Source organism: Serratia sp. Ser99, from assembly GCF_024519545.1.
GTDB classification, from domain to species: Bacteria; Pseudomonadota; Gammaproteobacteria; order Enterobacterales; family Enterobacteriaceae; genus Serratia; species Serratia liquefaciens.
On sequence record NZ_JALJRT010000002.1, the window covers coordinates 124,587 to 148,659 of the forward strand.

Sequence of the window (24,073 nt, forward strand, 5' to 3'; positions counted from 1 at the left end):
GGATATCGAAAAGCTTAAAGCTTCCCACTGTGGGAAGGTCAAGACCTGTCAGGGATTTGTTTTGCCAGGGGCAGATTCGGCCTCGTTTTGGCACCGCCGCAGAGCGTCGTCTCCACAGTACACACCTGCCAACCACCTCCCAATGCCTTATAGATGCTGACCACGGCGAGTTGTTGTTCGGTGCGTGCGACCGCCAGCGCTCGCCGGCTGTTAAAGTCGGAACGCTCAGCGTCAAGGACTTCCAGATAGAGGCCTTGCCCCTGGGAAAACTGCAGTCGGGCGAGACGAGCGGCCTCACGATTGGCTGCTGATTCAAGCAGGCGCAGTTCGAGCGTGCTGCCTGTTGCTTTATAGGTTTTGAAGGCGTCGTCGGTTTCCTGCAGCGCGCGCAATAGGGTTTGATCGTAGAGGAGCAGGGCTTCTTGGGCGCGAGCTTCACTGGCGGCAATCCGCGCTCGGACGCGACCGTTATCGAGCAGAGACCAGCGAATGACCGGAAGGATAAAACCGGACAAAGCTCCGGCACCGTTCACTGCATCGAGGTTCCCAGCAACGAATCCGATCGAGCCTTGTATCTGGATCTCGGGGTAGAGACCTGCCGTTTCTACCCCAATCCGCGCGGTTGCTGCCGCCAGAGTGCGTTCCGCCGCCGCAATATCGGCACGTCGTGCCAGGAGCGCCTCGGGGTTGCCGACGGCGATGGCGGTAACCTTCAGTTCATCACGCCCAGGTATGGCGACTGGAGGGCTAAACCTTTGCGGCGTTTCGCCAAGCAATACCGCCAGCGCATTGACGGAAACCGCGCGACGGCGCTCGAGCTCGGGGGCGACAACCTCAACATTGCGCAATACCGCCTCGGCGCGCAGTCGGTCAAACTCACTGGCTGAACCGGCATTCGCCAGACGTTCAACCTGAGCCAGGCTCTCGCGCTGGCTTCGGGTGATATCTTCAACGATAGCAAGCTCGGCCTCGATACCGCGCAGTTCAAACCAGGTGGCGGCCACCGCTGCTGCAACGCCGGCTTGCACATCGCGCAGCAGGGCTTCACGCGAACCTGCCTGCGCCTGGGCTTCCTCAACCGAACGGCGCACGCGACCGAACAGATCGATTTCCCAGGCGCTGTCTACGGCACCGCGATAGGTTTCCTGCTGACGAGCCTGGTCAGGCGATGTCTCTATCTCGCTCTTGCGACGGTTTTCATAGCTGAAAGCAGGGCCGCCGCTTGGCAGAAAGCTCTGACGATTCTCGCGCAGCAGGGCTTTTGCTTCTTCGAGCCGCATGGCGGCAATGCCGATATCATGATTAACCGAAAGCGCCTGCCGGATCAGTCCGCTCAATATCGGATCGTCGAAGGCACGCCACCACTCAACCTCCACGGCAGCGTAATTAAGGCCTGGCGAAGCTTCACCAAAGCTGGCGGGAAGCCGTGCCGAAGACAGCGAAGGCGGTGAATAGTCTGGCCCTACAGATGAACACCCGGTTAACAGGGTAAGCGCACTCAGGGGGAACCACAGTGATTGATAGAGGCTTTTCATGAGGTGCTCTCCTTAATGCGCTGTTTGCGCAGCTTCGATTCTGCCCGGCGGCGTTCGATACGAACGGCCAGGTTACGCATCACCACATAAAACACCGGCGTCAGGAACAGACCGAACAGCGTCACGCCTAGCATGCCGGCGAAGACGGCGATACCCATTGCATGGCGCATCTCCGCCCCGGCACCGCCGGCAAAGACCAGAGGAACCACACCGGCGATAAAGGCTAGGGAGGTCATCAGGATTGGCCGCAGTCGCAGCCGACAAGCCTCGATAACCGCATCCAGCGCGCTTGCGCCCTCGGCCTCGAGAGTGCGGGCGAACTCGACGATAAGAATGGCATTTTTGGCGGCCAAACCGACCAGCACGATCAGCCCGATTTGCACAAAGACGTTGTTGTCACCGCCGGTCATCCAGACGCCAATAATGGCGCTCAGCAGACACATCGGCACGATCAACAGGACGGCCAGCGGCAACAACCAGCTGTTGTACTGAGCGGCAAGGATGAGATAGGCCAGAAGCACACACAGCGGGAAGATGAACAACGCCGAATCCCCGGCCAGCTTTTGCTGGTAGGTAAGGTCGGTCCATTCAAAAGTCATGCCTTCCGGCAGCACTTCTTTCGCCAGACGCTCCATCACGGCTACCGCCTGACCCGAACTGATGCCGGCCATCGCGCCGCCGGAGATGTCGGCGGAAGGATAGCCGTTGTAGTGGATCACTCGGTCTGGGCCTGAGCTCGGTGTGACGGTAACAAATGAAGATAAAGGCAGCATTTTCCCGGCAGCATTGCGTACTTGCAGGCGACCGATGGCTTCTGCCTGCATGCGATGGTATGCATCGGCCTGGGCGGTCACTTTGTAGGTGCGGCCAAAACGGTTGAAATCGTTGACATAGAGAGAACCGAGATAGACCTGCAGCGATTCGAAGATATCCGCCAGACGGACGCCCTGACTCATGGCTTTGGTACGATCGATGGCAACGTCGAGTTGTGGGGCATTGACGTCAAAGCTGGTCATCAGTCCGGCCACCTGTCCCGACTCGGTGGCTTTGGTCATCAGGATCTGGGTTTGCTGAACCAGAGCATCCAATCCGGCGCCGCTGCGATCCTCAATTTGCATTTTAAAACCGCCGGTGGCGCCCAGTCCCGGTACCGGTGGCGGTGGGAATACGCCGAGGAAGCCGTCGGGAATGCCGGCGAATTTTGCTTGCAGGCGGCTGGCAATCGCGGTCGCGCTGAGATCGTCTGTTGTACGAGCTTCAAACGGGTCAAGCATAACGAACATGACGGCGGCATTCGGCACGTTGACGAAGCCGTTGATCGACAGCCCTGGGAAGGCTACGACGCTCTCGACACCGGGTTCCGCCAGCGCGATTTTTGACATCTGTTTGACGACCGCATCGGTGCGTTCCAGCGAGGCCGAATTGGGCAGTTGGGCAATACCAACCAGGTAGTATTTGTCCTGCATCGGTACGAAGCCGGGCGGAACCGCCTTAAAGCCGAAGAAGGTCAGTGCCAGTAAGCCACCGTAGACCAAAAGCGCCAGACCGCTAACCCGGACCACTTTGCGGACCGTATTGCCATAAGCGTTAGGCGCGTGTCGGAAAGGCCGGCCAAACGCACGGAACAACCGATCGGCACGACCGCGCAGGGTACGCGGATCTCGGGCGATCGCAGCCTTGCGCGGACGCAGCAAAAGGCCGGCCAGCGCCGGGCTGAGTGTCAGGGAGTTGATGGCCGACAGAATGGTTGAAATGGCGATGGTGAGCGCAAATTGTTGATAAAACTCCCCCTGCAGGCCGCTCAGGAAGGCAGTGGGGATGAATACGGCGGCAAGCACCGAGGTAATGGCGATGATGGGGCCGGTCACTTCATCCATGGCGCGCCTTGCGGCCTGGGGAGGCTCTTCGCCATTTTCGATATGTCGTTCGACATTTTCGACCACGACGATCGCGTCGTCGACCACTATCCCGATCGACAACACCAGGCCAAACAGCGACAAGGTATTGAGCGAAAAGCCCATCAGATGCATGACGGCAAAGGTCCCGATCAGCGATACCGGCACCGCCATCAATGGGATCAACGACGCGCGCCAGTTGTGCAGGAACAGCACTACCACGATCACCACCAACAGGATCGCCTCCAGCAGGGTGGTGGCTACCGACTCCAGCGAAGCACTGACGAAGACCGTTGGGTCATAAGCTATGCGCGAAGTGAGTCCTGCCGGAAAGTGAGTTTCGAGCCGTTGCATGGTGGCCCTCACGGCCTTAGAAACGTCTAGCGCGTTAGCTCCCGGGCTTTGAATAATTTGCAGCGCGACGGCCGGCTCACTATCGAGCAGGCTGCGCAACGCGTAGGCATCAGCTCCCATTTCGATGCGGGCGACATCGCGCAGGCGAGTGATTTGGCCGTCGCTACCGGTGCGAATAATGATATCGCCAAACTGTTCCTCGTCGGTCAGGCGGCCGAGGGTATTGACCGTCACCTGGAATGCGGCGTTGGAGTTGGGCGTCTGGCCAACCGAGCCGGCCGCCACCTGAACGTTCTGTTCACGTACGGCGGCGATAACGTCACCGGCCGTCAACCCTCGCGCAGCGATCAAATCAGGATCGAGCCAAAGCCGCATGCTGTACTCGCCGGCACCCCAAACCAAAACGTCACTGACTCCGGGGATGCGGGACAGCTCATCGCGTACCTGGAGGTAAGCGTAATTTGAAATGTAGAGAGGATCGTAACGCTGATCGGGCGACAGCAGGTGAACGACCATCAGGATATCCGGCGAGGTTTTTTGCGTGACGACGCCCTGGCGTTGAACCTCTTCAGGTAACCGCGGCAGCGCGCGCGAAACCCGGTTCTGCACCTGAACCTGCGCCATATCGGCATTGGTGCCCTGGGCGAAAGTGACGGTCAGGATCATTCGGCCATCGGTTGCCGACTGCGACGACATGTACAACATGCCCTCAACCCCGGTGATTGCCTGTTCGAGCGGAGCCGCTACCGTTTCAGCGATCACCTTGGGGTTGGCTCCGGGGTAAGATGCGGTCACTTGCACCGTTGGCGGAGTGACTGCCGGATACTCGCTAAGCGGCAGTTGGAAGAAGGCCACGCCGCCGGCGAGCACCATCAAAATTGACAGGACGATGGCAAATATCGGGCGTGCGATGAAGAAACGAGGGAAAGTCATTACGCGGCCCCCGTGGTTGTCGGCGCCGTCATGGGGGCACCATCAATGGCGGTTGTTTGCGGCGTGATCTGCATACCGGGGCGTACCAGGCCCTTGACCACGATACGCTCACCCGGCTGCAGACCCTGTTCGATCACCCGCATGCCTTCGACCATCGGGCCCAGCTCGACTGGCCGATATTCGGTTTTGTCACCTTTGCCGACGACCAACACATAGCGGCGGCCCTGATCGGTGCCAATTGATTGATCGGACACCAGTACGCGGGCGCGCGGTGCACCGGTTTCCAGTTTGACCTTGGCAAACAGGCCAGGGGTCAATTGTCCATCGGCGTTATCGACAACGGCGCGAATACGCACGGTGCCTGTCCCACGGTCGGCGGAGTTGGCAAGAAAATCGACACGGCCAGTTCGGGTATAGGTTTTGTCGGTGATCAGCGCGACCATCACCTTGGTTGCCGGCGGGGTGGCATGAGTGCGGTCTGCGGCGAGCGAACGCAAATAGGTGCGCTCGTCGACGTCGAAATAAACCTGGAGCGGGTTGGTCGAGACAATCGTCGTGAGCGGCGTTACGCCATTGGTAACGTAGTTGCCCTCGGTGACCAGCACCTGGCCGACGCGCCCGCTGATAGGTGCTGTGACGCGCGTGAACTCCATATCCAACTCTGCCGCAGCCAGGGCGGCTTTCGCGGCATCGACCTGCGCTTTGCCTGCATTCAACGAAGCGGTTGCCGTATCGAGCTGAGCACGCGCAAAAACCTTTTGAGCAAACAGCTGTGTGGCACGGGCATATTCCGTTTGAGCGAGCCGCGCTGCTGCTTCAGCCTCGCGCAAGCGAGCTTTGGCGGCACTCAGCGCGGCTTCGTACACCCGAGAGTCAATGAGAAACAGCCGTTGGCCTTTCTCAACCCAGCGACCTTCCGGCACGCTGACATCTTGCAGATATCCGGCGACTCTTGGGCGCAGTTCAACCTGTTTGACAGCGGTTAGCGAACCGGTGAACTCGACAAAAGGCGTGACCGGGCGAACGACCACTTCGGCTACTGGTACGCTCGGAGGCTTGGTAGGGGCAGCTGCGGACACCGTCTCTTTGCAACCGGCGGCAGCGAATGCGACGCTTATCGCCGCAGTGATTAGAGTGACACGTTTGGCTTTCATCATTTGACCTTTCGCGACTGAAGTCGACAGTGGAATTTATTGAACCGAAGCGGTTCTGATTGCACTTATCGGACTTACCACGTTTGGAAGGTCAAGCTGTTTTTGAGGGCTGATTCAGGCTATTCGATACTGTGTTGCGCAAGGGCGTCTGGCGTGGAGAGAGTTACGCAGTGGCAAAAAAGAAAAGCGGGGCGCGAACCGGTCGCGCCCCGTGGGTTTACTCGGCGGAGGAGGTTTCCCCCTTGCCAGCCAGCAGGCTGAGGAAGTCGTACTTCTCCTTCAACTCTTTTTCTGCGGCCTGATACAGCGCGCTGGCGACTTCCGGCTGCTGTGAGTTCAGGCGGCGGAAGCGCTGTTCTTTCAACAACGTATCGGTCAGATTGCTGTTTGGCGGCCGGGAATCCAGCGCCAGCGCCGGTTTGCCCTCATCGGCGCGACGTGGATCGAAGCGATATAGCGGCCAGAATCCGGTCGCGGTCAGCTGTTTCATCTGGTCGTGACTGAGTGCCAGATCGTAACCGTGTTCTTCACAGGGGCTGTAGGCAATGATCAGGGATGGCCCCGGATAAGCTTCGGCTTCCTGAATGGCTTTCACCGTCTGATTAAGCTGCGCACCCAGCGAGATTTGCGCCACGTAAACATGGCCGTACATCATCATGCTGACGCCCAGATCCTTACGTGCCTTGCGCTTGCCGTGTTCACCGAACTTGGTCACCGCCCCGAGCGGGGTGGCCTTCGATTGCTGGCCGCCAGTGTTGGAGTAACACTGAGTGTCCAACACCAGCACGTTGACGTTTTCGGTCAGGCTGAGGACGTGATCCAACCCGCCGAACCCGATATCGTAAGCCCAGCCGTCGCCGCCAATCAGCCAGATGGATTTATCCACCAGATAATCGGCGTCGGTCGCCAGTTGGCGCGCGTCGTGACCCTCAATCTGCGCCAGCAAGCCGCGCAGTTCCTTAATCTGTTGGCGACGCGGCTCTGGTGCGATATCCGCCATCTGCAGAGCGTTGACCAACTGTGCCGGTAGCTGCGGCGCCAGGGTGTTCAGCAAACGCAGTACGCGGCTGCGGTGCTGATCGACCGTTAAGCGGAAGCCCAGACCGAACTCCGCATTATCCTCGAACAACGAGTTGGCCCAGGCGGGACCGCGGCCTTCGGCATTGGTGGTATAAGGTGTAGTCGGCAGGTTGCCGCCGTAAATGGACGAACAGCCGGTGGCGTTGGCAATCAGCAACCGGTCGCCGTAAAGCTGGGTCAGCAGCTTGATGTACGGTGTTTCCCCACAGCCGGAACAGGCACCGGAGTATTCGAACAGCGGCGAAATCAACTGCGAGGTACGGATGTCGATCCGCTCGATCTGCGAGGGATCAATTTCCGGCAACTGCAGGAAGAAGTCGTAATGCGCTTTTTCTTCTGTCAGGTGCTCAAGGCGCGATGCCATGTTGATGGCCTTGATGTCCGGGTTCTGGCGATCTTTTGCCGGGCAGACTTCAACGCACAGATTGCAGCCGGTACAGTCTTCCGGCGCGACCTGCAGTACGTATTTCTGGCCGCGCATGTCGCGCGCTTTCACATCCAGCGATTGCAGCGAGGCAGGGGCGTGCTCCATGGCCTCCGGCTGAACCACTTTGGCGCGGATGGCGGAGTGCGGGCAGGCGGCAACGCAGTGGTTGCACTGGGTGCACAGATCCGGCTGCCAAATGGGGATATCCTCGGCGATATTGCGCTTTTCCCACTGGGTGGTCCCCACCGGCCAGGTACCGTCCGGCGGGAAGGCTGACACCGGCAACGCATCCCCCAGTCCGGCCAGCATCGCGGCGGTCACGGTTTTGACAAAGTCAGGCGCCGCATCCGAGACAATCGGCGGTCGCATTGGGCTGCTTTCGTTAACCGGCTGCAGGGGGATTTCAATCAGCGCGTCAAGCGTGGCAGCCAGCGCCTGCCAGTTGCGCTCAACAATATCCTGGCCTTTGTTGCTGTAGCTGCGTTCGATAGCATCCCGCAATTGCTGGAGTGCCACGTCGCCCGGCAGAATTTGGGTCAGATGGAAAAACGCCATCTGCATTACGGTGTTGATACGTGCACCGAGCCGGCATTCACGCGCCAGTTTCGCCGCGTTGATGATATAGAAGCGTGCCTGACGTTGCTGCAAGACGGCTTGCACTTCCTGCGGCAGCCGCGACCAGGCCTCTTCGGCACCATAGGGAGTATTGAGCAGGAAAATGCCGCCGGGTTTCAGGCGCTCCGCCATCTGGTAAGTATCGATAAACTGCAGTTGGTGGCAGCCGACAAAGTCGGCGCGACTGACCAGATAGGCCGAGTTGATGGGCTGTTCGCTGACGCGCAGGTGGGATACCGTCAGGCCTCCGGCCTTTTTCGAGTCATAAACGAAATAGCCCTGGGCATACATGGACGTACTGTTGCCGATGATTTTGATGTTGTTCTTGGTAGCGGAAACGGAGCCGTCACTGCCAAGACCGTAGAACAGGGCCTCCAGCGACGCGCGCTGCGGCAGGGTTTCTTCACTGAGTGGCAGGGAAAGACCGGTCACATCGTCGAAAATACCGACGGTAAAGCGTGGGCGCGGGCGATCCAGAGCCAGCTCGTTAAACACGGCTAACGCGCAGTCAGGGCCAAACTCTTTCGAGGAGAGCCCATAACGGCCGCCGATCACCATCGGCATATGGGTGCGCTCACCCCGGCTGAACGCTTCAGCCAGTGCGGTCATCACGTCCAGATACAGGGGCTCCGCCAGCGCGCCGGGCTCCTTGGTACGGTCCAGTACGGCGATTTTCTTCGCGCTTTCCGGCAACACGCTGAGCAGGTGCTGCGCGGAAAACGGCCGAAACAGCCGCACTTTCAGCACGCCGACTTTTTCACCACGGGTCAACAGGGCGTCGATCGCTTCTTCGCAGGTGCCGATGGCGGATCCCATCAGGATCACCACGCGCTCGGCCTGCGGATGGCCGTAATATTCGAAGGGCTGATACGCCCGGCCAGTGATCTCGGCGAACTTGTCCATCGCGTCGATCACATGCTGGCAGGTCGCGTTATACCAGGGGTTGGTGGCTTCGCGCGATTGGAAATAGGTGTCCGGGTTGGCGGAGGTGCCCCGCACCACGGGATGATCAGGCGACAGTGCGCGGCTGCGGTGCGCATCAATCGCGTCCTGAGGCAGCATCTGGCGCAGGGTATCGTCGCTCAGCGGCACGATTTTGTTGATTTCATGCGAGGTGCGGAAACCATCAAAAAAGTGAATAAACGGCAGGCGGCTGTTGAGACTGGCCGTTTGGGAAATCAGCGCAAAATCCTGTGCTTCCTGGACGTTGCTGGCGCACAGCATGGCGCAGCCGGTTTGGCGTACGGCCATCACGTCGGAATGGTCGCCAAAAATCGACAGCGCATGGGTGGCGATGGTGCGCGCAGCAACATGCAGCACAAACGGTGTCAGTTCACCGGCCAGTTTGTACAACGTCGGGATCATCAGCAGCAGGCCCTGCGATGAGGTAAACGAGGTCGACAGCGCGCCGGTTTGCAATGCGCCATGTACCGTGGCGATCGCACCGCCTTCCGACTGCATTTCCACCACTCGCGGCACGTCGCCCCAGATATTTTGACGGCCGTCGCCGGACCAGGCATCCGCCTGTTCCGCCATGGTCGAACTGGGGGTGATTGGGTAGATGGCAATCACTTCGCTGGCGCGGTAGGCGACGGAAGCGACTGCATTATTACCATCTGTAGTAATCATCAACTTTACCTTTCATTGCTCAAAAAGCTGCGAAAGTCACCTCTCGCAGTAATTAACAAAGTCTAGCAGAGGGATATATTGGCCCTTTATCGCGTTTGTGTGGCGGATGATAAATCGACAAAAAATGCGACAAGGAGATATTTCACGACTTTAAATGGCCCTGAAGAAAAATTGTCATCGTTGTTTAACGACAATTTATTTCCGGCGCGTCATACTGGTGAATAGGTAAACTTACAGAAGAAAAAACGATGAGCGGATTTATGTATTTGACCATGGCGATAGTCGCAGAAGTGATCGCCACCACCATGCTGAAAGCCTCTGAGGGATTCACTCGCTTGTGGCCGTCGCTGGTGGTCGTGGTCGGCTATGGCGTAGCTTTCTGGGGGCTGTCGATGGTGGTGAAAACCATGCCGCTGGGCATTGTTTACGCCATCTGGTCGGGCATGGGTATTGTTCTGGTGTCAATTGCCGCGGTATTTGTTTATCAACAAAAGCTGGATTGGCCAGCCGTACTGGGGATGGGATTAATTATTGCTGGCGTGTTGGTGATTAATTTACTGTCGAAAACCGCAGCACACTGATCCTTATTTAAACCGAAACAATCGCCAGCGCGACATTCAGTGGCGCTGGCAGAAAACCTTATTAATAAATAACGGAAAATAATAGATTACCCCCAAACTTGGATCTTCCTTTTACCGGCAAAAAATGCGCCATTTTGACACCGCATTTTGGTGCTGTTCGCCCCGCCTCAAAGCGTTAACCTCTCCTAAAATGCCTGTTTAACCCGGCTGTGACTGACCCTTGTTCAGGTCGGGCAGGGATGTTCGATGTCCGCTCCGCGGACAGAGCGGAAAAATCCAGTAACCATAATAATTTCGTCGCTGTTCAAATAAACGGCAAATAATTGCAGGAATATATTTTCATTATTTATATATCAGGCTAGATTAAACAGGTTTGCATCAAAGATAACCTAACGTGTCCGCAATAAAGTGATGCGAGTTATCGGCAATGGCGATTTTACACAGCGCAGTTTCGGGTTCAGGAGTGGATTAATGACAATATTAAAAGGGTTGCTGGCCGGCACCGTACTGCTTTTGGCCGCCTGCAGCAGCAACAACGAAGAACCAGTCCAGCAGGCTAACAGTGCAAGAATCAATAACTTACAGACCAGTGCTAACTGTGCCATCGTTGGCGGCGTTACTACGGTGACCCACAATTTAAACGGCGAAGCGATCAGAATGTGCCAGATGCCGAATGGTAAACAGTGCGAAGAATCGACGCTGGGGCGGGGTGCCTGCGCGAGCGCCGGCTAACGGTTAATAACACCAGGCCGCAGAGCAGCCTGGTGCACAGGGATCACTGCACCCAATCGCGCAGTGTATAAACCAGGGTATGGTCGCCGCCGCTCAGCGTTAATTGCTGAGCGCTGAGGGTGACTTTTGCTCCTTTGCCCAGCACGTCGCCGATCACCCGATCCCACTGATTGAGTTGCGGGTCTGCGCACAGCATGCGTGTTGAAGCCAGACCTTTTACCGTCAGCACGCCATTTTGCAATTGGCCATTGCCAAAGAAACGGTTACACATGGCACCGGAAACGTGCAGGGTTTCACCGAACTCGATGTTGGGCTGCTTGCCCTGGCCCGCTTTCACCGCTACGCCGTCGACGCTTTGCAAAATAAAGTTATGATGCAACAGATCGCTTTCCTTTACCGTCTTTCCGTTTTGACTCATTCCACACCCGGCTAATAGCAGCGGTATTAACGCCACCAACATAAACTTTTTCATCGGCTCTCCTTAGGACAAATCAGGCACTGAGCTGATTAGGGCAAGGCTCACCACGATCCAATTGGCTCACGTTCTGCAACGTGGTTTCCGAGATGCTGGTCAGCGCCTCTTCGGTCAGGAAAGCTTGATGACCGGTGAACAACACGTTGTGGCAGGCAGACAGACGACGGAAAATATCGTCCTGGATCACGTCATTGGATTTATCTTCGAAGAACAGGTCGCGTTCATTCTCATACACGTCCATCCCCAGGGCGCCGATTTTCTGTTGCTTCAGGGCATCAATCGCGGCTGATGAGTCAATCAAACCGCCGCGGCTGGTGTTGATGATCATTACGCCGTCTTTCATCGCCGCAAAAGCGTCGGTGTTCAACAGGTGGTGGTTTTCCGGCGTCAGCGGGCAGTGCAGGGTAATAACGTCAGATTGCGCGTACAGCGTTTTCAGATCGACATATTCCGCGCCCAGCTCCAATGCCTGTTCGCTTGGGTACGGGTCATAAGCCAGAAGCTTCATGCCGAAGCCTTTCAGGATGCGCATGGTGGCAACGCCGATCTTACCGGTGCCAATCACCCCGGCGGTACGGTTGTGCATGTTGAAACCGATCAATCCCTCGAGCGAGAAATTGGCATCGCGGGTGCGTTGATAGGCACGGTGAATACGACGATTCAGGCACATCATCATGCCCACGGCATGTTCAGCGACCGCTTCCGGCGAGTAGGCCGGAACGCGCACCACCTTGATGCCCAGTTCTTTGGCGGCGTCCAAATCGACATTATTGAACCCGGCGCAACGCAGAGCCAAAATTTCGACCCCCAACGCCGCCAGTTCTTCAAGCACTTCACGGCTGCCGTCGTCGTTGACGAAGATGCAGATGGCTTTGCAGCCGGCGGCGTTTTTGGCGGTTTTTTTACTGAGCAGGAAGTCGAAGAACTCCAGCTCGTAACCAAACTGCTGATTCACCAGTTCGAGATATTTACGGTCATACTGTTTGGTGCTGTATATCGCCAATTTCATCGTGGTTTCTCCCGCGTGATTTTGTGATCAATTTAACAGATTTTAGTAAATTCTACAATTGGTTAGCCTGTTTGATGCGCGTTGAATGGCAGCAGTTATCGTTGCCGCAAAGGGTATTGATTAAGGGTAGCTGGCAACGTCACAACAGGGTGAATATTCGGCGCGGAGTGGCTGAAAAGCGAAGCGCGAGAGATGAGAGAGAGGTTGGTTCCAGGCAAAAAAATCCCCACGGGGGTGTGGGGAATGGCTTCTCTAGTATAGTTAGCTAGCAGCTGACTTTTGTTAGAATGCTTGCAAGACTATTAATTATCAAAGGTAACGACAATAACAAAAGTCCGAAACAGTTCGCATTCATGTGATGAATATGTAACTAAAATTTACAGTATCCCTATCAACAGCTGCAAAAGCGCCGAAATGGGGCATCTTCGTCGGCGTTGGCTTCACCCTATGTCAAATTCATGCCATCATTATTGCCAATTCAGGCATAGACTTACTTAAAACGCCCTCTGGCCAGGGTAAGCGGCCTAACTCAGGAATGAAGCAATCATTTAATGACTAAGCGATTGAAAGTATTCATAGGGATTGTGGTCAGTACGGCGATCTTGCTGCTGGTGCTGTGGCAAACTCTGCCGCGCTGGTTGCCGCGTGTGATCTCTCACTGGCTGCCACAGGGTAGCCAGTTGGTTTTGCAGGGCAAACCGCATTGGCGTCAGGGGGCATTGCAGCTTGATGGCGCGCGTTTTCTGGCACAAGACTGTTTGCTTGCCGCCGTCGGACCGACCCGATTGGCCTATCAGCAGGGGCGGTGGGAGCTCATCAGCGATAAGCTGAATGTCGATACTGCCTGCTTATCAAAATTACCCGCCGCTGACGCCAGCAGTGCACCACTGGCGCTGGACCAATTGCAAAAACAACTGCCGCTGCTGGACGTTACCATCAAGGATTTCGCGGTGGTGCCGTGGCAGTACTACGCCGGTAAATTACAGATACATTCCTCTGCAGAGGGCCAGCGCCTGCAATATCAGGGGCCGAATATTCAGGTCGATGCGCTGTTGGATCCGCAGCAGCAATTGACGCTCAACGGCCTGACGATTACTGCGCCAGACAGCCCACAACCGCTGCACCTGACCGGCAAAATAGCCATTCCGCTCTATTTGGACAGTATTCCGGCACAAGGGGCGCTGCAGGGCGAAATGCAGACCGGCTATCTGGACAAACCCTTACTGTTGGACATGCGCTGGCAACAGCAGCAGGGCGTGCTGACGCTGACGGAAAAGGGTGAAAACAAACCCCTGGCGACGCTGCCCTGGGAGATCAACGCCCAACAGGTCAGCATTAAACAGGGCGAATGGCGCTGGCCATACAGCCAGCAACCGCTAAACGGCGGGGTGAACATTGCGCTGCACGACTGGAGTAAAGGTTTTGATGAGACGCAGATCAGCGCCCGTTTGAATGTCATCACCGACGGCCATAACGGCAAAGGCAACGCGGTATTAACGCTGGGGCCGGGTAAAGTCGGCCTGACCGACAGCGATCTGCGTTTCCAACTGACCGGCCAGGCGAATCTGTCCGACTTTTCAATGACTGCCTCGATCCCCGGTATTGTCAGCGGCACCATCCTCAACCCGACGCTGGTCTTGCAGTCCGGTTCACTGCTGCGACTGTGGGGCAACGCCACGCCGGAAATGAAATTGGAAGAGGCGCGTTTGCCGTTGGCCGGGGTGAAAGTGACTGCTGCCGGCATCACCGGTCGGTTGCAGGCCATTATTAACGCCAGCGACAGCTACTGGGGACGTTTTAAACTGCATCTGGACGGCAAGGCGCAAGATTTTTGGCCGGACCACGGCAACTGGCAATGGCGCTACTGGGGCAACGGACAATTACCGCCGTTGCAGGCTGCCTGGGACGTTGCCGGCAGCGGCAGTTGGCAGGACAGCACGCTGATCCTCGATCGGCTTTCTACTGGTTTTGATCGTTTGAAGTACAGCATGGTAACGGTGGATGCGCCGCGCCTTAGCCTCAGCCAGCCGCTGCGTTGGCAGCGGGACGAGAAAAACCCGGCGTTTAATGGCGAACTGCAACTGGTTTCGGGCAAGGTCAGCTTTACTAACGGCGGTTACCTGCCGGCACCGGTGTTGGCGCTTCAGATGAAGGGCACAACGCTGGATAATTTCCAGCTGCAGGGCAAACTGCAGGCGGAACAGATTGGCCCTATAGCGCTACGTGGCCGTTGGGACGGTGAGCGTTTACGCGGAGAGGGCTGGTGGCCGAAGCAGTCGCTGAAGGTGTTCCAACCGCTTATCTCGCCGGATCTCAATATCAAACTGCGCGACGGTGAATTCTATGCGCAATCGGCCTTCTCTGCCGCCAGGGTGCAGGGTTTTGAGGCCGGTGGCCATTGGGTGGTGAAGCAGGGCGGTATGTGGCTGAAAGACGGTGAGATGAGCGGGCTGGATTTCGTCATGTCCTACCGCCTGAAAAATCACATTTGGCAGCTCGGCGCCAAGCAACCGATGATGCTGCGCATCAAGTCTTTCCGCAACCTGTTCGAAATGCAGAATATTACCGCCGATCTTCAGGGCGCTTATCCTTACAGCGAGCAGGCACCACTGACGCTGAGCAACGTCGGTATGGACGCGTTGAACGGCCACATCAGCCTGTCTGCGCTGCGCATGCCGCAGCATGACGCCGCCGTATTGAAGCTGGATAAGGTGGATCTCAGTGCCTTGTTTACCGCGTTGAAGCCAAAACAGTTTGCCATGTCAGGACGGGTAGACGGTGAATTGCCGCTGTTCCTGAATCATCCTAAATGGCTGGTGCGCAACGGTTGGATTGCCAACGCTGGCATGTTGACGCTGCGCCTGGACAAGGACATGGCCGATGCCATCGGCAGTAATAATATGGCGACCGGCGCCGCGATAGATTGGCTGCGCTATATGGAGATTAACCGCTCCAAAGCCAGAGTCGATCTCGACAACCTCGGTGAACTGACGCTGAAGGCGCGCATTGACGGGGTTAACCCGCAAAAAAGCGCTAAAAGAGAGGTTATCCTGAACTATAGCCATCAGGAAAACGTGTTTCAGCTTTGGCGCAGCCTGCGCTTTGGCGACAATTTACAGGAGTGGCTGGAACAGGCCCTCACCAAACCTGGGGAACAACCATGAAAATCATCAGCGGGCCATTACTGGCCGCCGTGCTCGGCACCTCAATGCTGAGCGGCTGCGTGCCACGCATCGAGGTCGCCACGCCTAAAGATCCGATCACCATCAATATGAACGTCAAGATTGAACATGAAATTCACATCAAAGTGGATAAAGACGTCGAGAATCTGCTGAAAGACAAAAGCGGTCTGTTCTAGGAGCCAACATGAAAAAACGTTATTTAGGCTTGATTGGCGCCGCCTGGCTGTTCAGCAGCATGGCAATGGCATTGACGCTGGATGAGGCCAAGCAACAGGGGCGCGTCGGTGAAACGCTCAACGGCTATATTGCGCCGGTGAAGCAGGACGCCGAAACCTTGACCCTGGTGAAAAATATTAATGCCGGACGCACCGAGAAATACCAACAGGTGGCGGACAGCAACCATATCGCCATCGACGATGTGGCGCGTATGGCCGGGCAAAAACTGGTCGCCCGTGCCCCCGCGGGGGAATACGTACGCGGCATAAACGGCCAATGGTTGAAGAAATAAAAAAAAGCGCGCCCTGAGGCGCGCAATAGCGATATAACAGTGGATTTTTATGAGGGTAGAGCGGGGTTGACAGGATTTGGCTTGTTCTGTTGAAGCTTTGCAGGGGCATCACACCCCTGCAACGGGCATCAGGCGGCAACAACCTGTGCCAGCGTGGCTTTGGCATCGGCCTGTGCTTTGGTGGCAACATCCGGCCCGTAGGCGATACCTTCAGCGAACACAAACTCGACGTCGGTGATACCGATAAAGCCCAGGAACAGACGCAGGTAAGGTTCGACCAGGTCAGTCGGGGTGCCTTTGTGAATGCCACCGCGGCTGGTCAGAATGATGGCACGCTTACCTTTCACCAGGCCTTCCGGACCGTTTTCGGTGTAGCGGAAGGTGACGCCGGCACGGGCAATCAGGTCGAAATAGTTCTTCAACTGGGTCGGAATGTTGAAGTTATACATCGGGGCCGCCATAACGATGGTGTCATTGGCTTGCAGTTCGGCGATCAGCTCGTCGGACAACGCCAGGGCTTCGGTTTGACGCGGGGTCAGCGGCGTGTCGGAAGGACGCAGGGCGCCAACCAGTTCACCGTCCAGTACCGGGATTGGCTGTGCAGCCAGGTCACGCACGGTGATGGTGTCGTTGCCATGAGCCTTTGCCCACTGCTCAACGAAGAAATCTGCCAGTTGGTTAGACTGCGAGTAGCCCGCCAGGATGCTTGATTTAAGAACCAATACTTTGCTCATCGGTAATTCCTTACGTTATGACAGTGACATCAGGACAACGCGTCCTTTGCATGCAGTACACTCTATTCACATTTTTTCAGCAGTGATAGCGCAATATTTCGAGACCTTTGTTCGATTTTATTGAATAAGCTGCCGGGACATAAACGGCGGGATTATGGGGAAAAAGGGGCTTATGTTATTCTGCGCACTTAAAGCTGAAAACTCGCTAACCCATTACCAAACCGCTGCTAAAGCTTGATACAGCAGCGATGAAACAAGGAATACCGAACGTGAAATCTCCGCTCGCGGCACTGTCTGCCCAACTGGGCGAGCTGATGCTCCGTGACCAACAACGTCTGCAACGTCGGCTGCAGGGCGCACGAAAAATCAAAAATCCCGATGCTCAGCTGGCCGTCGCCGCCGAGCTGGAAAGTGACATAACAGCAGCGTTGCAAAAAGTGCAGTCGCGCGCCGCATCCTGTCCGAAAGTCACGTACCCGGAAAACCTGCCGGTCAGTCAGAAAAAACAGGATATTCTGCAGGCCATCCGCGACCATCAGGTGGTGATTGTTGCCGGTGAAACCGGTTCGGGGAAAACCACCCAGTTGCCGAAGATCTGTCTGGAGCTGGGGCGCGGGGTAAAAGGGCTGATCGGCCATACCCAACCTCGACGCCTGGCGGCGCGTACCGTAGCCAACCGCATTGCCGACGAGCTGGAAACGCCGTTGGGCGGCAGCGTCGGTTATAAGGTGCGTTTTAACGATCAGGTCGGCGAAAACACCTTGGTCAAACTGATGACCGACGGGATCCTGTTGGCGGAAATCCAGCAGGACCGGCTGCTGATGCAGTACGACACGTTGATTATCGATGAAGCGCACGAACGCAGCCTGAACATTGATTTCATCCTGGGTTACCTGCGTGAACTGCTGCCAAAGCGCCCGGATCTCAAAGTCATCATCACTTCGGCGACTATCGATCCGCAGCGTTTTTCGCGCCATTTCAATAACGCGCCAATTATCGAAGTCTCTGGTCGTACTTATCCGGTCGAAGTGCGTTATCGTCCGGTAGTGGACGATGCCGACGATACCGACCGCGATCAACTGCAGGCGATTTTCGATGCGGTAGATGAGCTGGGCCGCGAAGGGCCGGGGGATATCCTGATCTTCATGAGCGGCGAGCGCGAAATTCGCGACACCGCCGACGCCCTGAACCGTCTTAATTTGCCGCATACCGAGGTCCTGCCGCTGTATGCCCGTCTGTCGAACAGCGAACAGAACCGGGTATTCCAGTCGCATCACGGACGGCGCATCGTGCTGGCGACCAACGTGGCGGAAACCTCACTGACCGTGCCCGGCATCAAGTACGTGATTGATCCCGGTACCGCGCGTATCAGTCGTTACAGTTTCCGCACCAAGGTGCAGCGTCTGCCGATCGAACCGGTTTCGCAGGCTTCCGCCAATCAGCGCAAGGGCCGCTGCGGGCGCGTCTCCGACGGTATTTGCATTCGTCTGTACTCGGAACAGGACTTCCTGTCGCGTCCGGAGTTTACCGATCCGGAGATCCTGCGCACCAACCTGGCGTCGGTTATCTTGCAGATGACGTCGCTTGGGTTAGGGGATATCGCCGCTTTCCCGTTCGTTGAGGCGCCGGACAAGCGCAATATTCTCGATGGCGTACGCCTGCTCGAAGAGCTGGGCGCAATTAAAACGGCCGACAATGGCCACTACCAGCTCACGCCTCAGGGGCGTCAATTAGCGCAGTTGCCGATCGACCCGCGTTTAGCGCGCATGGTACTGGAGGCGCAGAAAAGCGGCAGCGTGCGTGAAGTGATGATCATCACCGCTGCGCTGTCGATACAGGATCCGCGCGAACGGCCAATGGACAAGCAGCAGGCCTCGGACGAGAAACACCGGCGCTTTGCCGACAAAGATTCGGATTTCCTGGCTTACGTCAACCTGTGGGACTGGCTGAAAGAGCAGCAGAAAGAGCACTCATCCAGTCAGTTCCGTCGGCTGTGCCGCAATGATTTCCTTAACTATTTGCGGGTGCGTGAATGGCAGGATATTTATACCCAGCTGCGTCAGGTGGTGAAAGAGCTGGGGCTGCCGGTCAACAGCGAACCTTCCGATTACCGCAGTGTACACACCGCGTTATTGACCGGTTTGCTATCGCATATCGGCCAGAAAGATGCTGATAAGCAAGAGTACACGGGCGCTCGCAACGCAAGATTTTCTATCTTCCCAGGTTCAGGTCTGTTCAAGAAGCCGCCGAAATGGACCATGGTGGCCGAACTGGTTGAGACCAGCCGCCTGTGGGGGCGTATCGCCGCACGTATCGAACCGGAGTGGATTGAGCCGTTAGCCCAGCACCTGGTGAAGCACAGCTACAGCGAACCCCATTGGTCGAAATCCCAGGGTGCGGTGATGGCCACCGAAAAAGTGACGCTGTTCGGGTTACCCATCGTCGCTGCGAGACAGGTTAATTACAGCACCATAGATCCGCTGCTGTGCCGGGAACTGTTTATCCGCCATGCGCTGGTGGAAGGCGACTGGCAGACGCGCCATGCATTCTTCAGTGCTAACCTGAAGCTGCGTGCGGAAGTGGAGGAACTGGAGCATAAGTCGCGCCGTCGTGACATTTTGGTTGATGATGAAACCCTGTTCAGTTTCTACGATCAGCGCATCCCTGGCGAGGTGATCTCCGGGCGTCATTTTGACAACTGGTGGAAAAACGCCGCAAAACAGAACGCGGATTTGCTCAGCTTTGAAAAAGAGATGCTGATCAAGGACGGTGCCAATAAGGTCAGTGCGCTGGACTATCCGAATACCTGGCATCAGGGCAACCTTAAGCTGCGCCTGACCTATCAGTTTGAGCCAGGTACCGACGCCGACGGCGTGACGGTGCATATTCCTCTGCCGATCCTTAATCAGGTTGAGGATCAGGGTTTTGAGTGGCAAATTCCAGGCATTCGCCGTGAATTGGTGATCGCCCTGATCAAGTCGCTGCCCAAGCCGGTTCGTCGCAACTTTGTACCGGCACCGAACTATGCCGAGGCTTTTCTGGGACGGGTCACCGCGCTGGAATTGCCGCTGTTGGATGCGCTGGAGCGCGAGCTGCGTCGTATGACTGGTGTGACGGTGTCACGAGATGACTGGCAGTGGGAACAGGTGCCCGATCACCTTAAAATGACCTTCCGGGTGGTGGGGGAAAAACACAAAACCCTGCTGGAAGGCAAAAACCTGACCGCGCTGAAGCTGCAACTGAAAGACAAGGTGCAGGAAACCCTGTCTGCGGTGGCGGACGATGGGCTGGAGCAAAGCAATCTGCATATTTGGAGCTTCGGCAAACTGCCGGAGTTTTATGAGCAGAAACGCGGTGGCTATTCGATGAAGGCCTATCCGGCGCTGGTGGATGAAAAAGACAGCGTGGCGATCCGTTTGTTCGACAGCGAGCAGGAACAGCAACAGGCGATGTGGCAGGGAACGCGCCGCCTGCTGTTGCTGAACATTCCATCGCCCATCAAGTATCTGCATGAAAAACTGCCTAACAAAGCCAAGCTGGGGCTGTACTTTAACCCTTATGGCAGGGTGCTGGATTTGATTGACGACTGCATCTCGTGCGGCATCGATAAGCTGATTGCCGAGCACGGCGGGCCGGTTTGGCAGGAAGAGGATTTTGCCCGCCTGCAGGAAAAAGTGCGCGCCGAGCTGAATGAAACGGTGGTAGGGGTAGCCAAACAGGTCGAGCAGATCCTGACGGCGGTGTTCAACATCAATAAACGGCTGAAAGGCCGGGTGGACATCTCCCTGGCGCTGGCGCTGTCGGATATCAAAAACCAGCTCGGCGGCCTGGTTTATCGCGGTTTTGTGACCAACAACGGCTGGAAGCGTCTGTCGGATACGTTGCGCTATCTGCAGGCAATTGAGCGCCGTCTGGAGAAGCTGGCGACCGATCCGCATCGCGATCGTGCGCAGATGCTGCGGGTGGAACAGGTGCAACAGGCCTGGCAACAGTGGCTGAACAAACTGCCGCCGAAGCGGCAGCAGGATGAAGAGGTGAAAGAGGTGCGTTGGATGATCGAAGAACTGCGCGTCAGTCTGTTCGCTCAGCAACTCGGCACGCCTTACCCGATCTCTGACAAGCGTATCTTGCAGACTATCGAGCAGCTTTCGGGCTAAGCAACGCGAACAGGCAGCCTGTGCAGACCAGACACAGCAGGCTGCACACCAGCAGCGTTGCGGGCAGGTTTTGCCCAACGGCGGCCAGGGACAGCCCGGCGCCAATCAGCAGGTAGTAAAGCAGGCCAAAAATCGCGCCGGCGGTGCCCAGTTGCTGCCGGTAGCGATTCAGGGCCTGACTCAATACATTGGGGATCGCCAGGCCGAAGGCCAGGCTGATCAGCATGCAGGGCAGCAACATCATTATGCTGTGCTGCCAGTAACCTAATGCCAGCGCCGCGCCACACGCCAGCAGGCTACCCAGCAGGATTTGACGCTCTGCGCTGATAGCCCTGGCCAACAAATGGCGATTGACTAACGCGCCAAGCAGGCTGCCCAGCGCCAGGGCGATGCCAGAGTAGCCAAACTGTCGGCTGCTCAGCCCCAGTCGTTCAAACATGAACGGTGCCAGGCTGAAGTAGCTGAACACCATAATATTAAAGCCTGCCACCAATAAGGCACTACACCAGATATGCCGGTCGCGCAGGATAATCCAGCCACTGCTTGCCGCAGAGGCTTGTAATGCGCCGCCCGGTGGCTGCGTTTCCGGCAGAGCGTACCAGCACCAAACCAGCAGGGCCCATGCCAGCATCCCCTGGGCAATGAATATCGCCATACTGCCGCCCCAACTGACCAAAATTCCCCCCGCCAACATACCCAGAACCGGGCTGATCGACAGGGCAATGCCGAGGGTGGCGAAGACTTTCCCCAGAGCGTGCCCCTGATACACGTCACGCAGCATGGTTTGCGTGACGATAGAGCCGACCGCAGCACCGAAGGCGATGGTGGCGCGAGCGGTCAACAACAGCGTGAAATGCGAGCTCAGCAACGCCACCACCGCACCGCCCAGATACAGTGTCAGCCCTGCCAACATGGCCACTCTGCGGCCAAACCTATCGCACATTACCCCCCAGAAAGCGACGCCGAAGGCAAAAGCGAAGAAATAGATCGATAGCGTCTGGCTGGCCTGGGCGGCACTGACGTTGAAATCGGCGCGGATCGCGGTGAGCGCTGGGCTATAAAGGGTTTCGAGCACCTGTGGCGCCATTATGCTGGCGACCATCAATGGCAGAGGAAGGCGCGACATGGGAATTAACCTTTAACAATGAATAATTGCGCCAGTATAGGGAAAGCCAAAATGTTCAATTACAATCATCAGGACAAAAAATAACGAGAAAAGGACAATTCATGGCCTTGATTGCCCAACGGGATGCCTTCGAACCGGATAGCTGGCCTGCACCGGTGCTGGGGATTGCCGCCGAGCTAGCCAATCATGACTCTAAAGAGCACCGCCATCGGCGTGCTCAGTTGCTCTATTCGTCCCGTGGATGCATGACGGTGACGCTCAGCGATCGTTGGCTGATTTTACCGCCAACGCGCTGTTTGTGGATCCCCGGTGGGATCCGGCATCGGGTACAGCTGCACGGCCAGGTGGCCTATCGCTCAATCTATCTGGAGCCTGAATTGGCGCCTGCCAGGCTGCAAGAGTGCGCGGTATCGGCGGTCAATCCCTTGCTGGCAGCGGTGATTGAACGTATCGCTTATTGGCCGTTTAATCAGGCGATCGAATGCCGGGCGGCGCGTGATCTGGTGCCGGTGCTGATCAACGAACTGAATGCGGCACGGCTAGAGAGCACCGGACTGATACTACCCAGGGATGCTCGTTTGGCTCGCTGGCTGGAGAACCTCGACAAGCGGGATGAACTGCCGGGGTTGAGCGTACTGGCACAGGAATTGAATTTGCATGCCAAAACGCTGACGCGCATTTTTCAGCGCGAGAGCGGGTTGAGCTATCAGCAGTGGAGCCAACAATGGCGGTTGATGCGGGCGATTGAACTGCTGGCGGAAATGCCCAGGGTCAGCACCGTGGCACAGCATTTGGGCTTCTCCAGCGACAGCGCTTTTATCGCGTTCTTCCGGCAGTTCACCGGCACCACGCCCAAGGGCTTTATGGCGGGAAACGTCTCAAGGGAAACCGGCGCAGAAGCCCACGCCGGCTTATAACGCTTATTTCCCCGCGGCCAGTGCGTCCAGCGCATCGCGGATACCGGTCACCGCCAGTGCGCGGTTATCGGCACGGTAGCGATCTTTGGCTGCCGGTGCGGAGCTTTGAATGGCGATGAGCTTCCAGCCAGCGGCGGTTTTCAGCAATAACGGCGAGCCGCTGTCGCCGGGCAGGGTATCGCATTGATGCGACAGTACGCCTTGTTGCGCCCAACCCGTCACTTTACAGTTTTGGTGACTGTAGAGATCGTCGAGGTGATCTCCCGGATACCCGGCCTGGGTAATCAGCCGTTTGGCCTGTTTCAGCGCCTGAGTCAGAGCCTTGCTGTCGCCTTGCCACAGCGGCAACGGCTTAATCGGCAGCGGCTTTTTATCCTTCAGGCGGATCAGGGCAAAGTCATACGCCGCGGCTGCTGGCGGTACGATCCAGCCGTCGCCGTCGGCCTTGAGCTTTTTGCCCAGCTTACGGTCAACCAGCGTCTCGATATTGTCGGTCTGGTATTGCCAACTCTTGTTGCCGGCCACAAAGCGCAGTGCGATCGCCTTGTCCAATTGGCCCGGCGGTGCCAGCACGCAGTGACCGGCGGTGAGTGCCAGATGAGGAGAGATCAGCGTGGCGGTGCACAAATTACCGCTGGCGGTTTCTACCTGGCCAATCGCCTGCCACGGCCAGCCGTCGGTTTCGGTGACCTTGATGCGTTCATCTTTGCCAAAAAACAGGCGTGTTTGCTCAGCGATCGATGCATCGGAAGGGCTGTCGGCCCTTGCTGAGAGGGAAAGTGCGAGCGGGAATGAGCACAGCAACAGCAAAACGGTTATGCGCATAGGTTTCTTGCCTGGAAATGACGGGTCATCCATAAACACACTGAGTGGTAACTATAGACTGATTTAGTCGCAGTGTGGATGGGCAGTGATTGATTTTTCAATAATTTCTTATCCCGAGGGGCTGAGCGGCTACAGATAAAAAAAGGCGGCAATGAGCCCGCAAAGGATCAGGCTGGCCAAAATGATTTCAAATAGGTAGCGACGC

Annotated in this window: 16 protein-coding genes; 7 read left to right on the forward strand and 9 right to left on the reverse strand. The window is 56.8% G+C overall.

The features are described from left to right. Nucleotides 1-38: 38 nt before the first annotated feature. From NR114_RS04735 to nifJ, 4 genes are all read right to left on the reverse strand, one after another. Complete coding sequence (locus NR114_RS04735; protein ID WP_306217628.1) at nucleotides 39-1,535, reverse strand: efflux transporter outer membrane subunit; 1,497 nt, start codon at nucleotides 1,533-1,535, stop codon at nucleotides 39-41. Beyond that, complete coding sequence (locus NR114_RS04740; RefSeq protein WP_256813683.1) at nucleotides 1,532-4,717, reverse strand: efflux RND transporter permease subunit; 3,186 nt, start codon at nucleotides 4,715-4,717, stop codon at nucleotides 1,532-1,534. The genes NR114_RS04735 and NR114_RS04740 overlap by 4 nt, the downstream gene beginning before the upstream one ends. Continuing rightward, nucleotides 4,717-5,874 carry an efflux RND transporter periplasmic adaptor subunit gene (locus tag NR114_RS04745; RefSeq protein ID WP_306219288.1) on the reverse strand — a complete coding sequence of 386 codons (1,158 nt, stop codon included), beginning with the start codon at nucleotides 5,872-5,874 and terminating at the stop codon, nucleotides 4,717-4,719. The genes NR114_RS04740 and NR114_RS04745 overlap by 1 nt, the downstream gene beginning before the upstream one ends. A gap of 214 nt (nucleotides 5,875-6,088) precedes the next feature. Beyond that, entirely contained in the window at nucleotides 6,089-9,622 is a 3,534-nt protein-coding gene (gene nifJ / locus NR114_RS04750) for a pyruvate:ferredoxin (flavodoxin) oxidoreductase (protein WP_256813685.1), read from the reverse strand. A 248-nt stretch (nucleotides 9,623-9,870) separates the two neighbouring features. On the opposite strand from nifJ, the gene NR114_RS04755 reads away from it, so the two are divergent. Beyond that, the gene (locus NR114_RS04755) at nucleotides 9,871-10,203 is read left to right on the forward strand and encodes an SMR family transporter (RefSeq protein WP_044551516.1); all 333 of its coding nucleotides are present in this window, start codon (nucleotides 9,871-9,873) and stop codon (nucleotides 10,201-10,203) included. 471 nt (nucleotides 10,204-10,674) lie between these two features. Then, entirely contained in the window at nucleotides 10,675-10,935 is a 261-nt protein-coding gene (locus NR114_RS04760; protein WP_046373425.1) for a DUF333 domain-containing protein, read from the forward strand. A gap of 43 nt (nucleotides 10,936-10,978) precedes the next feature. Here the strand turns inward: NR114_RS04760 and hslJ are convergent, their stop codons facing one another. Both hslJ and NR114_RS04770 read right to left on the reverse strand, forming a co-directional pair. Continuing rightward, entirely contained in the window at nucleotides 10,979-11,407 is a 429-nt protein-coding gene (hslJ, locus tag NR114_RS04765; RefSeq protein WP_048758730.1) for a heat shock protein HslJ, read from the reverse strand. A 19-nt stretch (nucleotides 11,408-11,426) separates the two neighbouring features. Further along, entirely contained in the window at nucleotides 11,427-12,419 is a 993-nt protein-coding gene (locus NR114_RS04770) for a 2-hydroxyacid dehydrogenase (protein WP_256813686.1), read from the reverse strand. Nucleotides 12,420-12,970: 551 nt separating this feature from the next. Here NR114_RS04770 and NR114_RS04775 point away from each other — a divergent pair. Genes NR114_RS04775 through NR114_RS04785 form a run of 3 tightly spaced genes read left to right on the forward strand, consistent with a single transcriptional unit; the run spans nucleotide 12,971 to nucleotide 16,109 of the window. Further along, nucleotides 12,971-15,583, forward strand: coding sequence for a YdbH family protein (locus NR114_RS04775; RefSeq protein ID WP_256813687.1), 2,613 nt, complete (start codon nucleotides 12,971-12,973; stop codon nucleotides 15,581-15,583). Beyond that, nucleotides 15,580-15,777, forward strand: coding sequence for a YnbE family lipoprotein (locus NR114_RS04780; RefSeq protein ID WP_020827070.1), 198 nt, complete (start codon nucleotides 15,580-15,582; stop codon nucleotides 15,775-15,777). Before NR114_RS04775 ends, NR114_RS04780 begins: the two co-directional genes overlap by 4 nt. 8 nt (nucleotides 15,778-15,785) lie before the next feature. After that, nucleotides 15,786-16,109, forward strand: a complete 324-nt coding sequence (locus NR114_RS04785) for a YdbL family protein (protein ID WP_128865201.1) — start codon at nucleotides 15,786-15,788, stop codon at nucleotides 16,107-16,109. 128 nt (nucleotides 16,110-16,237) lie between these two features. Here NR114_RS04785 and azoR read toward each other — a convergent pair whose 3' ends face one another. Beyond that, the gene (gene azoR, locus NR114_RS04790; protein ID WP_020827068.1) at nucleotides 16,238-16,843 is read right to left on the reverse strand and encodes an FMN-dependent NADH-azoreductase; all 606 of its coding nucleotides are present in this window, start codon (nucleotides 16,841-16,843) and stop codon (nucleotides 16,238-16,240) included. A 269-nt stretch (nucleotides 16,844-17,112) separates the two neighbouring features. Between azoR and hrpA the strand changes: the two genes are divergently transcribed. Beyond that, nucleotides 17,113-21,000 (forward strand): ATP-dependent RNA helicase HrpA, encoded by a 3,888-nt coding sequence (hrpA, locus tag NR114_RS04795; protein WP_020827067.1) that lies wholly within the window; start codon nucleotides 17,113-17,115, stop codon nucleotides 20,998-21,000. On the opposite strand, the gene NR114_RS04800 is transcribed toward hrpA, so the two are convergent. Next, complete coding sequence (locus NR114_RS04800; RefSeq protein ID WP_234529189.1) at nucleotides 20,978-22,126, reverse strand: MFS transporter; 1,149 nt, start codon at nucleotides 22,124-22,126, stop codon at nucleotides 20,978-20,980. The genes hrpA and NR114_RS04800 overlap by 23 nt on opposite strands. A 101-nt stretch (nucleotides 22,127-22,227) precedes the next feature. Here NR114_RS04800 and NR114_RS04805 point away from each other — a divergent pair, with 101 nt between their 5' ends. Further along, nucleotides 22,228-23,043, forward strand: coding sequence for a helix-turn-helix transcriptional regulator (locus NR114_RS04805; protein ID WP_256824821.1), 816 nt, complete (start codon nucleotides 22,228-22,230; stop codon nucleotides 23,041-23,043). Nucleotides 23,044-23,046: 3 nt separating this feature from the next. Here the strand turns inward: NR114_RS04805 and NR114_RS04810 are convergent, their stop codons facing one another. Beyond that, on the reverse strand, nucleotides 23,047-23,868 hold the full coding sequence (locus NR114_RS04810; protein ID WP_046373433.1) for a serine protease: 822 nt from the start codon (nucleotides 23,866-23,868) through the stop codon (nucleotides 23,047-23,049). Between the last annotated feature and the right edge of the window lie 205 nt (nucleotides 23,869-24,073).

What these genes read in the sequence shown, in the direction of transcription:
- NR114_RS04735 (WP_306217628.1), bottom strand. Translation starts at nt 1,535, where the DNA reads ATGAAAAGCCTCTATCAATCACTGTGGTTCCCCCTGAGTGCGCTTACC.
- NR114_RS04740 (WP_256813683.1), bottom strand. Translation starts at nt 4,717, where the DNA reads ATGACTTTCCCTCGTTTCTTCATCGCACGCCCGATATTTGCCATCGTC.
- NR114_RS04745 (WP_306219288.1), bottom strand. Translation starts at nt 5,874, where the DNA reads ATGATGAAAGCCAAACGTGTCACTCTAATCACTGCGGCGATAAGCGTC.
- nifJ (WP_256813685.1), bottom strand. Translation starts at nt 9,622, where the DNA reads ATGATTACTACAGATGGTAATAATGCAGTCGCTTCCGTCGCCTACCGC.
- NR114_RS04755 (WP_044551516.1), top strand. Translation starts at nt 9,871, where the DNA reads ATGAGCGGATTTATGTATTTGACCATGGCGATAGTCGCAGAAGTGATC.
- NR114_RS04760 (WP_046373425.1), top strand. Translation starts at nt 10,675, where the DNA reads ATGACAATATTAAAAGGGTTGCTGGCCGGCACCGTACTGCTTTTGGCC.
- hslJ (WP_048758730.1), bottom strand. Translation starts at nt 11,407, where the DNA reads ATGAAAAAGTTTATGTTGGTGGCGTTAATACCGCTGCTATTAGCCGGG.
- NR114_RS04770 (WP_256813686.1), bottom strand. Translation starts at nt 12,419, where the DNA reads ATGAAATTGGCGATATACAGCACCAAACAGTATGACCGTAAATATCTC.
- NR114_RS04775 (WP_256813687.1), top strand. Translation starts at nt 12,971, where the DNA reads ATGACTAAGCGATTGAAAGTATTCATAGGGATTGTGGTCAGTACGGCG.
- NR114_RS04780 (WP_020827070.1), top strand. Translation starts at nt 15,580, where the DNA reads ATGAAAATCATCAGCGGGCCATTACTGGCCGCCGTGCTCGGCACCTCA.
- NR114_RS04785 (WP_128865201.1), top strand. Translation starts at nt 15,786, where the DNA reads ATGAAAAAACGTTATTTAGGCTTGATTGGCGCCGCCTGGCTGTTCAGC.
- azoR (WP_020827068.1), bottom strand. Translation starts at nt 16,843, where the DNA reads ATGAGCAAAGTATTGGTTCTTAAATCAAGCATCCTGGCGGGCTACTCG.
- NR114_RS04800 (WP_234529189.1), bottom strand. Translation starts at nt 22,126, where the DNA reads ATGTCGCGCCTTCCTCTGCCATTGATGGTCGCCAGCATAATGGCGCCA.
- NR114_RS04805 (WP_256824821.1), top strand. Translation starts at nt 22,228, where the DNA reads ATGGCCTTGATTGCCCAACGGGATGCCTTCGAACCGGATAGCTGGCCT.
- NR114_RS04810 (WP_046373433.1), bottom strand. Translation starts at nt 23,868, where the DNA reads ATGCGCATAACCGTTTTGCTGTTGCTGTGCTCATTCCCGCTCGCACTT.